General features: G+C 61.0%; 14 protein-coding genes. 4 read left to right on the top strand and 10 right to left on the bottom strand.

What is annotated here, in order from left to right; translation table 11 throughout:
* Position 1 precedes the first annotated feature (1 nt).
* The 4 genes from Q5Y75_RS20625 to Q5Y75_RS20610 all read right to left on the bottom strand — a co-directional run bounded on the left by Q5Y75_RS20625 (position 2) and on the right by Q5Y75_RS20610 (position 5,052).
* Positions 2-2,179, bottom strand: a complete 2,178-nt coding sequence (locus Q5Y75_RS20625; RefSeq protein WP_306201104.1) for a heavy metal translocating P-type ATPase — start codon at positions 2,177-2,179, stop codon at positions 2-4.
* A gap of 3 nt (positions 2,180-2,182) precedes the next feature.
* A complete protein-coding gene (locus Q5Y75_RS20620) occupies positions 2,183-2,641 on the bottom strand; it encodes a FixH family protein (RefSeq protein WP_306201102.1) in 459 nt (152 codons plus the stop codon).
* Positions 2,642-2,643: 2 nt separating this feature from the next.
* Positions 2,644-4,071 carry a cytochrome c oxidase accessory protein CcoG gene (ccoG, locus tag Q5Y75_RS20615; protein WP_306201100.1) on the bottom strand — a complete coding sequence of 476 codons (1,428 nt, stop codon included), beginning with the start codon at positions 4,069-4,071 and terminating at the stop codon, positions 2,644-2,646.
* 105 nt (positions 4,072-4,176) lie between these two features.
* Positions 4,177-5,052 (bottom strand): LysR family transcriptional regulator, encoded by an 876-nt coding sequence (locus tag Q5Y75_RS20610; RefSeq protein WP_306201098.1) that lies wholly within the window; start codon positions 5,050-5,052, stop codon positions 4,177-4,179.
* A 100-nt stretch (positions 5,053-5,152) separates the two neighbouring features.
* Here Q5Y75_RS20610 and Q5Y75_RS20605 point away from each other — a divergent pair, with 100 nt between their 5' ends.
* Positions 5,153-5,314, top strand: coding sequence for a hypothetical protein (locus Q5Y75_RS20605; RefSeq protein WP_306201096.1), 162 nt, complete (start codon positions 5,153-5,155; stop codon positions 5,312-5,314).
* 144 nt (positions 5,315-5,458) lie between these two features.
* On the opposite strand, the gene ccoP is transcribed toward Q5Y75_RS20605, so the two are convergent.
* Genes ccoP through ccoN form a run of 4 tightly spaced genes read right to left on the bottom strand, consistent with a single transcriptional unit; the run spans position 5,459 to position 8,925 of the window.
* Positions 5,459-6,346, bottom strand: coding sequence for a cytochrome-c oxidase, cbb3-type subunit III (ccoP, locus tag Q5Y75_RS20600; protein ID WP_306201094.1), 888 nt, complete (start codon positions 6,344-6,346; stop codon positions 5,459-5,461).
* Entirely contained in the window at positions 6,343-6,564 is a 222-nt protein-coding gene (locus Q5Y75_RS20595) for a cbb3-type cytochrome c oxidase subunit 3 (RefSeq protein WP_306201092.1), read from the bottom strand. The genes ccoP and Q5Y75_RS20595 overlap by 4 nt, the downstream gene beginning before the upstream one ends.
* A 10-nt stretch (positions 6,565-6,574) precedes the next feature.
* Entirely contained in the window at positions 6,575-7,303 is a 729-nt protein-coding gene (gene ccoO / locus Q5Y75_RS20590; protein ID WP_306201090.1) for a cytochrome-c oxidase, cbb3-type subunit II, read from the bottom strand.
* A 14-nt stretch (positions 7,304-7,317) separates the two neighbouring features.
* Positions 7,318-8,925 (bottom strand): cytochrome-c oxidase, cbb3-type subunit I, encoded by a 1,608-nt coding sequence (gene ccoN, locus Q5Y75_RS20585; protein ID WP_306201088.1) that lies wholly within the window; start codon positions 8,923-8,925, stop codon positions 7,318-7,320.
* 195 nt (positions 8,926-9,120) lie between these two features.
* On the opposite strand from ccoN, the gene Q5Y75_RS20580 reads away from it, so the two are divergent.
* Positions 9,121-9,960 (top strand): universal stress protein, encoded by an 840-nt coding sequence (locus Q5Y75_RS20580; RefSeq protein WP_306201086.1) that lies wholly within the window; start codon positions 9,121-9,123, stop codon positions 9,958-9,960.
* Between the two features lie 56 nt (positions 9,961-10,016).
* Here the strand turns inward: Q5Y75_RS20580 and Q5Y75_RS20575 are convergent, their stop codons facing one another.
* Both Q5Y75_RS20575 and fnrL read right to left on the bottom strand, forming a co-directional pair.
* A complete protein-coding gene (locus tag Q5Y75_RS20575; RefSeq protein WP_306201084.1) occupies positions 10,017-10,271 on the bottom strand; it encodes a GlsB/YeaQ/YmgE family stress response membrane protein in 255 nt (84 codons plus the stop codon).
* A 97-nt stretch (positions 10,272-10,368) separates the two neighbouring features.
* Entirely contained in the window at positions 10,369-11,112 is a 744-nt protein-coding gene (gene fnrL / locus Q5Y75_RS20570; RefSeq protein WP_306201082.1) for a transcriptional regulator FnrL, read from the bottom strand.
* A gap of 61 nt (positions 11,113-11,173) precedes the next feature.
* On the opposite strand from fnrL, the gene hemN reads away from it, so the two are divergent.
* Both hemN and Q5Y75_RS20560 read left to right on the top strand, forming a co-directional pair.
* Positions 11,174-12,529, top strand: a complete 1,356-nt coding sequence (gene hemN / locus Q5Y75_RS20565) for an oxygen-independent coproporphyrinogen III oxidase (protein ID WP_306201080.1) — start codon at positions 11,174-11,176, stop codon at positions 12,527-12,529.
* 226 nt (positions 12,530-12,755) lie between these two features.
* The gene (locus Q5Y75_RS20560) at positions 12,756-14,684 is read left to right on the top strand and encodes an elongation factor G (protein ID WP_306201079.1); all 1,929 of its coding nucleotides are present in this window, start codon (positions 12,756-12,758) and stop codon (positions 14,682-14,684) included.
* Positions 14,685-14,724: the final 40 nt, after the last annotated feature.

Raw genomic sequence — 14,724 nt, 5'->3', positions numbered from 1 at the left:
CTTACCTCAAGCGCAGTGCGTTGAGCGATACTGTAATCGAAGAGGCAGACATCGCCAATGCGGCAATAAGAGGCGTCGCAAATCCGGCCACGGCCAGCGGCACGGCAATCACGTTGTAGACTGTCGCGATGCGGAAATTCTCGCGGATGCGCCGCGTGGCTTTAATAGCCGTGTTACAGGCGTCAGCCAGCGGCGACAGGTCATGGCCCAGCAGCACGATATCCGAGGCCACCCGCGCCGCATCCAGCGCCGAGGCCGGTGAGATCGACACATGCGCTGCGGCGAGCGCAGCCGTGTCGTTCAGCCCGTCGCCCACCATCAGCACCTTATGGCCATGATCGGTGAGGTTGCGGACCCGCTGCGCCTTGTCTGCGGGCAGCGCCTCGGCCTGCCAGGTCTTGATGCCCAAACGGGCGGCCAGCGCCTCGACAGCAGGGCGTGTATCACCGGATATCAGCCGCACATCCTTGCCCGCCTGCTGCAGCGCGGTCACCGCCTCTGCAGCACCAGGTCGGAGCGCGTCGTGGAACAGGAACGCGCACGGTGCTTCAGTACCAACCGCCAGCCAGGCGGCGGTCTGCGCACCGGGCTCTGCCTCGACCCAGGCGGCGCGGCCCAGCCGAACCTGCTGACCTTGGTAGAGCCCTTGCGTACCGAACCCCGGAACCTCTTCGATTTCCGAGACGTCCAAGGGCGCGATCCCTGCCTCCTTGGCGGCGGCGCTGATCGACATGGAGAGCGGATGTGACGAGGCCTGCGCCAGGGCCAGCGCGATCTGCGCATCGCGCAAGGGAATGTCGTTCAGGTTCACAAGCTGCGGGGTTCCGGCCGTGAGCGTTCCGGTCTTGTCGAACACCACAGTGTCAACCTCAGCCAGCCGTTCCAGCGCCGTGGCGTGTTTGATCAGCATGCCCTTGCGGAACAGACGCCCCGAGGCAGCGGTGGTCACCGCAGGCACGGCAAGACCCAGCGCGCAGGGGCAAGTAATGATCAAAACGGCGGCGGCAATGTTAAGCGCGGTGCGCAGATCGCCGGAATAGATATACCAGCCCAGGAAGCTGAGCGCCGACAAGATATGTACACCCGGCGCATAAAGTTTGGCGGCGCTGTCGGCAAGCGAGGTATAGCGCGATCGCCCCGACTCGGCGATGGCCACCAGATCGGCCATCCGATGCAGCGAGGTCTCCTGGCCGACGGCGGTGGCGCGCACAGTCAAAGGCCCGGTCAGGTTGACCTCACCGGCGCTGACAGCGAACCCTGGCTCAGCATAGACCGGCAGGGTTTCACCGGTCAGCAGCGAGCGGTCCATCTCAGAGCGCCCTTCGACGATCTCACCATCCACGGGCATCCGCCCACCAGGCCGCACCAGCACCAGATCGCCGGGCATCAGTTCGGCCACCGGAACCTGCTCCTCGCCCGCGTCTGTCAGGCGGATCGCGCGATGAACCTCCAGCGCGGCCAGTTCTTCGGCGGCAGAGCGGGCGACGGCGCGGGTCCGGTGATCCAGGTATCGGCCTGCCAGCAAGAAAAACGTCAGTGTCAGCGCCGCGTCGAAATAGGCATGTTCGCCACTCAGCGAGGTTTCCCAAAGCGACGTGGCCAGCGCCAGCAGGATCGCCAGCACGATGGGCACATCCATGTTCAGCCGTCGCACCCGCAGCGCGCTCCAGGCGTTCACAAAGAAAGGCTTGGCCGAGAAGGCAATCGCAGGCATCGCAATCGCCGCCGAAATCCAGTGAAACATATCCCGCGTCGCGTCACTGGCCCCGGACCAGACCGAGACCGACAACAGCATCACGTTCATGGAGGCAAACCCGGCCACCGCCAACCGCATCAGCAGATCGCGCCCCGCCCGATCGGTCTGCGTGGCCGAGATTGCGCCCGGGTCGAGCTCATGCGCCTCGTACCCGGCGGCCTCAAGAACCGGGATCAGTTCGGCGGCCTGCATGTCTGGCGCTGCCTCGACCATGGCGCGTTTCAGCGTCAGGTTCACCCGCGCGCTGTCCACCCCCGACACTGCATTCAGAGCACGTTCAACATTTGCGATACAGGCCTGACAGTGGATACCCGGCAGCGACAGCGCGATCCGCGCCTCCTGCGGTGCCGATTCGACCGTTTGCGCCGGGGCGGCGACGCAGGCCGGGCAGGCCGCGGCGGTTGGACGCAATTGAGCCGTCACCGATTACCCTTTCACCCGCAGCACGACGCGCTGGCTGAATTCCGTGCCATCCGCAGCCTTGGCCACCATGCGGATGTTCCAGTTGCCATTGCCCAGCTCGGCCTTGGCCACATAGGCCGCGCCATCAAAACGGAACTCCGGTGCCATATCCTCTTTCACATGGGTGGCGCGGCCAAGAACCGCCTCCAGCTCTGACACCTCGACCGGGTGCCCGTTGCGGTCGATAATTGACAGCACCACCAGGCCGCCCTCCGCTTCGGCCGCGACGGTCCAGCCCAACGCCTCTTGTGCATCGCGTTTCTCGTTGAATTGCTGCGATGCCACATAGGAATTCTTGACCTCAAGCCCCGGAAAGGTACGAACCGCGCTGAAGGCCAGAACCAGGTTCACGGAGATAATGACCGCAAATGCTCCGATAAAGACCGCCGCTGCGTGTTTGCCGGTAAACTTGCGTTCCGCCATGATCAGTTTCCTCGCCCGTTAAAGGTCGTGTCTTTGTGAGCCCGATCGCCATTGGTCAGATCCTCAACCCAGATCCGAACCGGGGTATTGGCCTGCGCCGATGGTGCCGCGTCTTTGGGTGTCACGATGTAGACGCGTTGAAGCAGAGCAGTATTGGCCGGGACGGTGACCGAACCCTCTGGCACGCCCTCAAGCTCGACCTGCATTGCCGGGTCCCCCTTCACCGTCACCAGGAAGGGACGATCGTCGCCATGCTTGTTGCGTAACCGCACGTCATAGGTATTGCGGATCGAGCCATCAGAGAGGGTGACAAAGGTCGGGTTGCGCACCGGTGCCACGGTCAGATCGATATCCGAGCGGATAAAGAGCGCAAAGAGCAGCCCGACCCCGACCAGCGACCACAGCGACGTATACATGATCGTGCGCGGCCGCAGGATATGTTTCCAGATGTTGCGAGGCGGTTTGCCAGCGCGCGCATTGGCCTCGTCCGACAGCGCCATGTAGTCAATCAGCCCGCGCGGCTTGCCGATCTTTTCCATCATGTCGTCGCAAGCGTCAATGCAGAGCGCGCAGGTGATGCATTCCATCTGTTGGCCGTCGCGGATGTCGATCCCCACCGGGCAAACATTCACGCAGGCCATACAGTCGATGCAATCGCCCAACTCACTATCAGCAGTCCGCTTACCTTTTCCGCGCGGCTCGCCCCGCCAGTCGCGATAACCGACGACCAGCGTATCCTCGTCCATCATCGCGGCCTGAATACGGGGCCAGGGACAGGCATAGATACAGATCTGTTCGCGGGCAAAGCCACCAAAAAAGAAGGTGGTGGCCGTCAGGATCGCCATGGTCGTATAGGCAATGGGGTGGGCCTGACCGGTGATCAGATCGCGTGCCAGCGTCGGCGCATCGGCAAAATAGAACACCCAAGCACCGCCGGTGGCCAGCCCGATCAGCAGCCAGACCACCCATTTAGTCAGCCGCAGCCGGGCCTTGCGGAGATCCATCTTTTTCTGGCGGTGCAGCCGCAGTCGCGCGTTGCGGTCTCCTTCGATCCAGCGCTCGACCAGAATGAACAGGTCGGTCCAGACGGTCTGTGGGCAGGCATAGCCGCACCAGACCCGACCCAGTGCCGAGGTAAACAGGAACAGACCCAGACCGGCCATGATCAGCAAACCGGCGACGAAGTAGAATTCATGCGGCCAGATCTCGATCCAGAAGAAATAGAAGCGCCGGTTGGCCATATCCAGCAACACCGCCTGATCCGGCAGGCTTGGGCCCCGGTCCCAGCGAATCCAGGGCGTCAGGTAGTAAATGCCCAGCGTCACCGCCAGAATGATCCATTTCAGATTGCGGAACGTGCCGGAGACGCGGCGGGGAAAAATGGGCTCCCTGGCAGCATAAAGGCTGGGGGCGGGCTGGGGGTCGTTCACACAAATGCTCCGGTCAAGAAGGGATGGGGTTTTGCGCCTTCTCACAGATCATAACAGATCGGACTTTGATATGGGTCAAAACGCGCATCGCATAATCACCTTTGCTCAGTTTTCGCTCGCCTGCCGCTTGAGCCAGCCAACAAAGGTTCTCACTGTCGGGCGCAGCGCGCCCTGCCCTGTAACTATGTGATATCCGCGCGTATCGGGTTCCGCGTAGAGCTCGACAAGGCGTCCCGACAGGATGTCCTGCTGGACGAAATGCCGCACTGTTATGGTGACCCCCTGCCCGGCGCGCAGGCCATCCAGCACCAGATTCCCCGGCAAGGAAATGCGCCCCGCCGCCGGGTCCATCGACGCGCCGCGCCCGGCCAGCCAGGTTGAGGCCTCGGTGGTTCCGATCTCTTCCAGCCAGGGCAGATGCGCCAGATCGGCAGGGGACCAATCGGTCTTGCCGCCCAACAGTTCGGGCGCGGCAACGATGACCATCGGGGTTTGCAGCAGCATCTGTGACTGAACCCCAGCCCATCCGCCCGCCCCGTAGCGGATCGCCAGATCAACACCGCCGGGGCGCAGCTCAACCACGTCGGGCGAGGGCTCAAGAATCAGGCTGACCTCGGGGTGATTGCAGCGAAAGGCGGGCAGTCGTGGCATCAGCCACGAGGCCGCGAAGGTCGAGGTTAGCGAGACATGCACCGGGCGATCCGCACCGGATCGTGTTAGATCGTCGATGGCCGCACCAATCGCACCAAAGCCAAGCTGCAGGGCGCGCGCCAGATGCTCGCCATCCGCAGTGAGCGTCAGAGACTTGCCGCTGCGATCCAGCAGCGAAATCCCCAAGTGGCTTTCGAGCGCCCTCAATTGCTGACTGATTGCGGCATGACTTACATTTAGCGCCTGACCCGCTTGCGTCACGTTTCGCCTTTCTGCAAAGGCTGAAAACGCCCTCAGAGAGGCGAGAGGGGGCAGGTTCATCCAATCCATATGTAACCCCTGATTACATTATCGAATGGAAATTGAGTCGCATTTCTGACGCTGAATCGCAATCCTCAAGGAAGATGGCACGCAGCACAGGAGACAGATCATGCTCACCGTCTTTGCCAAGTCCTTCATGACCGCCACCCGCGTGAAACAACCGACAATTCGCGATTATCCGGCACCGAAAGCCAAACCACGGAGGCGGTGGTTGCCCGAGGGTCACTGGTGGCTGCAGACGTCGCGCGATGTCGATCTGAACGATCTTTGATCCGATGCGGCAATCGCGAACTGGACCGAGGCGTCCTCAGGTCCTATTTTCGCAAAAGTGGTGTCGGCTGCTCAGGAAACGCGCGAACAGATCGAGTAGCCGACACCGGACCTTCGGGCGTATGACCGCCCGAAGGTGTTCTGTTTATTCGCCCCCGCCGAGTTGGTGCACATAGGTCGCGACAGCGCGAATCTGTGCCTCGGTCAGGCGGTTGCTCCAGGATGGCATGACGCCAAAGCGGCTGTTGTTCACGGTCTCCGTCAGGGTGTCGTAGTCTCCCCCATAGAGCCAGAGTGCATCTGCCAGATTGGGCGCGCCCTGTTCGGGATCGCCTGTCGCATCCTCCGTATGACAGGAGGCGCAATTATCGGCAAAGACCACCGAGCCAGCCTCGACCTGCGCAGCATCCTGCGGTGTGCCTGACAGCGACATCACGTAGTTCACGGCCTGATCGATCTCTTCTGGCGTCAGTATCTCATCCCGGCCAAAGGCAGGCATCTCGGAATAGCGGGCATCCGGGTCTTCCTCGTTGCGAATGCCGTGGGCAATGGTCAGATGGATATTCTCGATATCACCGCCCCAGAGCCAGGCGTCATCCAGCAGGTTGGGATAGCCGACAGCGCCCGCCGCACCCGATCCGTGGCACTGCGCACACCAGGTCCGGAACACTGCGGCCCCGGAGGAAACCGCATAGTTCCGCAAATCCGCATCCTCGGCGATGTCTTCCATCTTGATGGCCGCCAGCCGGGCGTTGATCTCGGCATTTGCCTCTTCGGCGGCCACGATTTCTGAGGCGACATCACCACGGGTCGACCAGCCCAGCACACCCGCCGTTGCCGAACTGACAAGCGGCCAGGCCGGATAGGCGATCGTGTAGATGACGCCCCAGATGATGGTGGCGTAGAAGGTCCACAACCACCAACGCGGCATCGGGTTGTCAAATTCCTCGATCCCGTCCCATGTATGACCGGTGGTATTGGGATCGCCCGGCTGGTGAGAGGCGGCGCGTTTGTTGTCCTCTGGCTGGGTCATGTCCTTGCCTCCTCGCTTGTGGCGGCTTTGTCTTCTTGCGCTTCAGTTTGATCGCTTATGGGTGCGTCAACATGCCGGAACGGGATGTTCGCGGTGTCTTCGTGGGTCTTGGAGCTGCCTGGGCGAAAGGCCCAGAAGATGATCCCCACGAACACCAGAAAGAGCAGCAGCAGCATCCAGCTATCCGCAAATTGCCTGAGCAGGGTGTATTCTTCCATCTCACCCTCCTCAGCGGCTTGCGTCAGGCGTGAAGGTCGAGAAATCGACCAGCGTGCCCAGCATCTGCAGATAGGCAATCAGCGCATCGGTCTCCGAAATCCCCGGCTGGCCGTCGAAATTGCGCACATTGACCGTGTCGCCATAGCGTTCGAGCAGCCCGTCGTAGTCGCTGTCGGGATCGGCCTGCGCCCGGAAATCCGCTTGCGCGGCCTCAAGCATCTCGTCGCTATAGGGCACGCCCACGAACGCGTTCGTCGCCATCAGGTCACCGATATACTTGCCGTCGATCATGCGCTCTTCCAGGAAGGCGTATTTCGGCATCACCGATTCCGGCACCACGGCTTCGGGATTGCGCAGGTGATCCACATGCCATTCATCCGAATAGCGCCCGCCAACACGCGCAAGATCAGGTCCGGTCCGCTTGGAGCCCCACTGGAACGGGTGGTCATACATCGACTCCGCCGCCAGCGAGTAGTGGCCATAGCGTTCGACCTCGTCCCGCATGGGCCGGATCATCTGGCTGTGGCACACATAACAGCCTTCACGGATATAGATGTCGCGTCCGGCCAGTTCGAGTGGGGTGTAGGGGCGCATCCCCTCCACCTTCTCGATGGTGTTTTCCAGATAGAACAGCGGTACAATCTGAACGATCCCACCAATGGTCACCACCAGAAAGCTGAGTATCAGCAGGAGGGTCGCGTTGGTCTCGATGAGCTTATGTTTGTCGAGAATTGCCATTGCTCCGGCCCTCCTTATTCAGCCGGGACCGCGACGGTCAGGCTGGCCTCTTTGGCCGGTGCCCGACGAACGGTCATCCACAGGTTGTAGCACATGATCGCGGCACCAACGAGGAAGAACACCCCGCCAATCGCCCGCACCACATACATCGGTATGACGGCGGATACGCTGTCGGCGAACGAGTTCACGAGGAAACCGTTGGCGTCAACTTCGCGCCACATGAGACCTTGGGTGATACCCGCCACCCAAAGCGAGGCCGCGTAGAGGATGATCCCAATCGTCGCCAGCCAGAAATGCCAGCTAACCAGGCTGAGCGAGTAGAGACGCTCGCGCTTCCATAGCACCGGCACAAGGTAGTAGAGCGCACCAAATGTGATCATGCCGTTCCAGCCCAGAGCACCGGAATGCACGTGGCCGATGGTCCAGTCGGTATAGTGGCTGAGGCTGTTCACCGCGCGGATCGACATCATCGGCCCTTCAAAGGTGGACATGCCGTAAAAGCCCAGCGAGATCACCATCATCCTGATCACCGGATCGGTGCGCAGCTTGTCCCAGGCCCCCGAGAGCGTCATCAGACCGTTGATCATACCACCCCAGCTGGGCATCCACAGGATCACCGAAAACACCATGCCCAGGGTCGAGGCCCAGTCAGGCAACGCGGTGTAATGCAAGTGGTGCGGACCCGCCCAGATATACAGGAAGATCAGCGCCCAGAAGTGGATGATCGACAGCTTGTACGAATAGACCGGGCGCCCGGCCTGTTTCGGGATGAAGTAATACATCATCCCCAGGAACCCGGCCGTCAGGAAGAAGCCCACGGCGTTATGCCCGTACCACCATTGCACCATCGCGTCCTGCACACCGGACCACAGGATCACCGATTTCGATCCCCAGATGCTGACCGGGACGGTCAGGTTGTTGACCACATGCAGCATTGCGACGGTCACGATAAATGCCAGGTAGAACCAGTTGGCGACGTAGATATGCGGCTCTTTTCGCTTGATGATCGTGCCGAGATAGACCGCCAGATAGGCGACCCAAACAATGGTCAGCCACAGATCGACATACCATTCCGGCTCGGCATATTCCTTGGATTGCGTCCCGCCCAGCAGATAGCCGGTGGCGGCCAGAACGATGAAAAGTTGATAGCCCCAGAACACGAACCACGCCAGATTGCCCCCCCAGAGGCGCGCGGCCGAGGTGCGCTGCACCACATAAAACGATGTCGCCAGCAGGGCGTTACCGCCAAATGCAAAAATCACCGCTGAGGTGTGCAACGGCCGCAGACGTCCGAAATTGGCATATCCCTGCGCCCATTCGAAGTTGAGCGCCGGAAAGGCCAGCTGAAAGGCGATGTATACGCCGACCAAAAAACCGACGACGCCCCAGAAGGCGGTTGCGATCACACCATAGCGAATGACCCCGTCCATATATTCGCCGGAATAGTCGATTGGAATGTCTGGCTCATCTGTCTTACGCAATATCCACAAGAACATTCCGACGGACAGCAGCAAAACGATGATGGCATGAACCATGTATGCCTCATCGCGCGCATAGTTGATTGCCATCATCGAAAACAAGGCAATCAGACCAAGCACTACGAGCTTGATATAATTCAGCATTTCGCGTCCCTTTACTAAACCCGGTACGAATCTGACATGCGCCGGGCCTGTTTTACTGGGCGCTTGAATGCATCTCGCACAGGTTCTTTTCCTTGATCTGTGTCAAGACGATAACCCGAATTCCATGGCAGTCATATCCTCAACGGGATGCCTTTTCCCGTCATGCGTGCGACCTTTCGTCAGTAAGAGGAGCAGATGTCGTATAAATCCCTTTTGACCGTGTTGACCGATACCGAGCAAGCGCGCGGTGTGCTCAACCATCTCACCACACTTGCCCAGGAACTGGACGCGCATGTCGAGGTCATGTGCCTGGGCGTCGACCGCACCCAGACCGGGTATTACTATGCCGGGGCCAATGCTCTGATCCTGCAGGAGACCCTAACGCGCGCCACCGCCGAAGCGGCCGAAATCCGTGAGTTTGCGGAATCGATCCTGACCCGGTCGGGGATTCGCTGGTCGGTCGAGGAAGGCGTCGCGCAGATGGCTGATATCGGGCGTCACGTGGCCCATCGCGCCCGGTTCGCCGATCTGGTCTTGCTGCCACGCCCTTATGGTCCCAATCATGGAACCGAGGCTGAACCGGTGGTCGAGGCCGCCATGTTCGAGGGCCATGCCCCGGTGATCGTCCTGCCGGATGAAAACACCTCACCGGCGATACCGAGGCGGGTTCTGATCGGGTGGAACGAAAGCATTGAGGCAATGCGCGCGATCCGTCTGGCTCTGCCGTTTCTGAAAACAGCGGACATCGCGCGGATCGTTGCAATCGCGCCTCCAACCCATGGGCCCGACCGCTCTGACCCGGGCGGGTTGCTGTCGCAGATGCTCGCCCGGCACGGGGTCAAATGCGAGATCGACGTGCTGAACAAATCCATGACGCGGGTGTCGGATATCCTGAACCGGCACGCCGACGACAAGGAGGCCGACATGATCGTGATGGGGGCCTACGGGCATTCGCGCTTCCGCGAGGCCATTCTGGGCGGCGCGACACGCAACATGCTGGAGGTCGCAAAGGTTCCGATCTTTCTCGCCCACTGATCCAGCCGCGAGCGACAGCAAATCCAAGCCGCCCACCAGGGGCGGCTTGATGCGTTTCAACCGCGCCTGATCAACCCGATCAGGAACAACAGGATCACCGCCCCCACGGTTGCAAAGAAGATTGAGGAAAGCAGCCCTCCGCCCAAGGCAAAGCCAAGCGCCGGAAAGATCGTTCCGGCAAGAAAGGCCCCGACCACACCGACAATGATATTGCCGATCAGGCCAAATCCGCGACCTTCCATGATTTTGCCTGACAGCCAACCCGCGATTGCGCCGATAAACAGCATTGCCAAAAGGCCACTGAATTCCATTCCGAACTCCCGAGACATGTTTCGAAAGTCACACTAGAGCACGGAAATCTGCCGCGGTCACGTCCGAATAAATATGCCTGCTGCGTCAGTCGAGCACTCAGGCCAGCAGCCCGCCATCACTGTCATCGCCGGCCTCGTCCATCAACCGATCCATATCCGGCACGGTCACATGGCGTTTGCCTTCCAGCACGATAACCCCGTCTTTGCGCAGGGCCGAGATCTGGCGGCTGACGGTTTCCAGCGTCAGGCCAAGGTAATCCGCCATCGCTTCGCGGGTGAGCGGCAGATCGAACACGACCCGACCCGTGGCAACCCCCATGCCCAGCGTGGCATCGCGGCGGGCGATAATCGACAACAAGCTGGCAATCTTTTCGCGCGCTGTCTTGCGGCCCAGAACCAGCATCCACTCGCGCGCCGCATCCAATTCGTCCAGCGTCATCTGCAACAGACGGTGCGCGATATGGGGCGTACTGGCCATCATGTTTTCAAACGGCGTCTTGCGGAAACAGCACATCACAACATCAGAGGTCGCCACAACGTTATAGGCCGCCGAATCGCGGCCCGGCCGTCCGACGAAATCCGAGGGCAACAGCAAACCGACCATCTGGGTGCGCCCGTCCTCCATCGTCTGGGTAAGTGTCGCAACGCCCGATACTAACGAGCCCACGAACTCCATATGATCGCCCGCCCACAAGATGGTCTGGCCCGCCTCGTAGCTGCGGTAATATTTAATGGTTTCCAGCTCCGCCAGCTCGTCTGCATTGCACTTGGCACAAACGGCACGATGCCGAATCGGACACTCACCGCAGGCTGAGGGCGCCAATTTTGCATGCTTGGTCATAATTCGTCCTAATTGATCTGGGTCAAAGCCTCGAACTGAGACCTGATAATACAGAGGTGACATGAATACGAAACCGAATTTGGCGGGCCTAGGCCTATTTGACGCAAGGGTGCCTCGGTACACCAGCTATCCGACCGCGCCGCAGTTCAGAAATGACGTAGGGGCAGACCAGTTTGGTAACTGGATCTCGGGGATCGCGCCGGGCAGTTCCATCTCGCTCTATGTGCATGTCCCGTTCTGTCGCCGCCTGTGCTGGTTCTGTGCCTGCCGGACACAAGGAACCAAGACCGCCTCACCCGTGGCCGCCTATCTGGAAACGCTCAGAGCAGAACTGCGCCTGCTGCAGCAACATCTGCCCTCAGATGTGACCCTGTCGCGCCTGCATTGGGGCGGTGGCACGCCGACACTTCTGTCACCTGAAATGATGCGCGATCTGGCGGGTGCCATCGCCGACGTTGTCCCCCTTGCCAAAGACGCAGAGTTCTCGGTCGAGATCGACCCGAATGAAATCGACGCCGCGCGGCTGGACGCGCTGGCCGAGGCAGGCATGAACCGCGCCTCGATCGGGGTGCAGGATTTCGACGAGAACATCCAGAAGACCATCGGTCGCTTGCAGAGCTACGAGGTCACCCGCGACGCCGCCGAAATGCTGCGCGCGCGCAGCATTCACAGCCTGAACGCTGATATCCTTTACGGCCTGCCGCATCAGACCACAGCGCGCATCACCGAAAGTGTCCAGAAGCTGCTGTCGCTGAACCCCGACCGCGTGGCGCTTTACGGCTACGCGCATGTGCCCTGGATGGCCAAACGCCAGCAGATGATCCCCTCGGATGCGCTGCCCACCCCCGAACAACGGCTGGGCCTGTTCGAAACCGCAAGGCAGCTGTTCCTTTGGGACAATTACAACGAGATCGGGATAGACCATTTCGCAACGCAGGAAGACGGGCTGAGCCAAGCCCAGCGCAGAGGGCGGCTGCGCCGTAACTTCCAGGGCTACACAGATGACCCCGCCGATGTGCTGATCGGTGTCGGGGCCTCTTCGATCTCGAAATTACCGCAGGGCTATGCCCAAAATGCCCCGGCCACGGCGCAACATACCGCCGCAATCCGCGACGGGCGGTTTTCGGTTGCGCGCGGCCACACATTCAACGGCGAGGATAAGCTGCGCGGTCGCCTGATCGAGGCCTTGATGTGCGATTTCCGCATCGACCGGCAAGAGATCGAAAGCAGCTTTTCGCTGCCCAAAGACAAACTGGAAACCATGTTCCAGGCCGCCGACGCCGCCTTTGACGGTCTGCTGCAGATCACCGATGACGGGCTTTTTATTCCGCAGCCCGCCCGGCCCCTGACCCGCATGATCGCCCGGCACTTTGACGCCTATGACCTTAGCAAGGCAGGCCATAGTTCGGCCGTTTGATCCGCGCCCCGTGACCCTGCATTCCGCCTAAGCCAGCCGTCCCGTGCGCAAGGGGCTTGACGTCCGACCCCCTGATTTCTCACACTCAGGGAAGAGTGCGCCGGGTTTGATCCTCGCGCACCGAGGCAGGTGCCAGACATACAGCGCAAGCGAACGAACCCGCCTTCGTTCGGCCCTAGTCGTGCAGCGAGCACAAATACTGCAGCACACCAAGAGGGAACTCACCATGCGCGTCTTTACGGTCCTAGGCCCTACCCAATCCGGCAAATCTACGCTCGTCGAGGCGATCAGCCGCCTCGACGACCGACCCACCAAATTCGATGTATCCGGAACCGTGCACCTGCACGGTTTTTCTTACTTGGGCGAGCCGTGGTGCGCCGTTGACGTGGATGGCGGCGGCGATGCGCTGGCTTATGTGGGACCGGCGATGGCGCTATCCGATGCAGCCGTGGTGGTGGTCCCGCCCGACCCCGACGCCGCCGTGCTGTGCGCGCCTTATCTGCGGCTGGTGGAAGAGGCGGGTATCCCCTGTTTCCTGTTCATCAACCGGATGGACAATCCCAATGGCCGCATCCGCGATATCGTTGCGGGCCTGCAGACCTATTGCACCCACCACATCACCTTGCGGCAGGTTCCCATCCGCGAGGGCGACCAGATCGTGGGCGCGGTCGACCTGATCTCGGAACGCGCTTGGAAATATCAGGAGGGTCAGCCCTCGGCCCTGATCGAATTGCCGCAATCCACCGAAGATCGCGAGCAGGAGGCGCGCGCCGAACTGCTCGAAACCCTCTCGGATTTCGACGATACGCTGCTGGAACAGCTGATCGAGGACAAGCAACCCGCCAATGACGAGGTGTTCGAGATCGCCGCCAAGGTCCTGCAGAACCACCAGCTGATCCCGGCCTATCTGGGGGCCGCTGAGCATGGCAACGGGCTGACACGCATGATGAAGGCGCTGCGCCATGAAGCGCCCGAGTTCAACATCGCCGCCGATCGTGACGAGGCAGGCGAGAAGGCGCGCGCCATTGCGGGCTTTGCCGATGTAAAGAAACATATCGGCAAGATCACCGTGCTGCGCGGGCTGGGCGATGGCGTCAAGGCGCATGAGGCGCTGGGTGGTGAAACCGTGGGTAGCCTGACCGCGCTGGACGCCAAAACACAGATCGGCGCGCTGGAGGCGGGCCAGATCGGTCTGGCGGTGAAATCCGATCACCTCAACCCCGTCCTGCTTTATGACAGCGCCAGCAGCAGCCCCCTGCCGGAATGGGCGCAATGCCATGCGCCGGGCCATCGTCAACTGGTGACCCCCACTCACGAACGCGACGATGTGCGCCTGTCAAACGCACTGTCGCGGCTGGCCGAGATCGATCCGGGTCTGACATTGGAACAGGATGCCACATCGGGCCATCCGGTGCTGGGCACACAAGGCCCACAGCATATGCGCCGGGTCACCGATAAACTGGCCGAGGATTTCGGGATCGAGATCACCGCCGATCAGGTCGAAACCGCCTATCGCGAAACGATCCAGAAAACGGTCGAACACCGCTATCGTCATCGCAAGCAGTCAGGTGGCGCAGGTCAGTTCGCGGATGTTGTGATCTCCCTCGCTCCGCTACCGCGCGGGTCGGGGTTCGTGTTCGACGAGGTCGTCAAAGGCGGCACCGTGCCGCGCAACCACATCCCCTCTGTCGAACACGGGGCGGAGGATGCGCTGGCCGAAGGGCCTCAAGGCCATCCGGTTGTTGATCTGAAGGTGACACTGAAAGACGGCAAGCATCATTCCGTGGACAGTTCCGACTTCGCCTTCCGCACCGCTGGCAAAGCCGCCGTGCGTGAAGCTCTTGCGATGGCCAAACCGGTCGTCCTGCAACCTATCCTGCGCGCCGAGATCCACCTGCCGTCGCAATTCGTCGGCGATCTGGTGCCCACGATCAGCTCTCTACACGGTCAGGTGCTGGGATTTGAGGGTAATCCCAACGCCTCGGGTTGGGAGATTTTCAACGCCCTGCTGCCCGCAGTGGCACAGGATGAGCTGCACCGCTCCATCGCCAGCGCCACACGCGGCACCGGCTGGGCGCAGCTGGATTTCGACCATTACGAGGAATTGCGCGGGCCTGCGCCAAAATCGGCAAAAGACAAGATGGCCAGCGCCTGATCCTTGCTGGTAGGGAACAGGGCGCTAAACGCCTTGTTCC

This window comes from Ruegeria discodermiae (assembly GCF_030758345.1).
GTDB lineage: Bacteria > Pseudomonadota > Alphaproteobacteria > Rhodobacterales > Rhodobacteraceae > Ruegeria_C.
The sequence above is the reverse complement of the archived record's forward strand: the minus strand, read 5'-3'. Positions and strand labels throughout refer to the sequence as shown.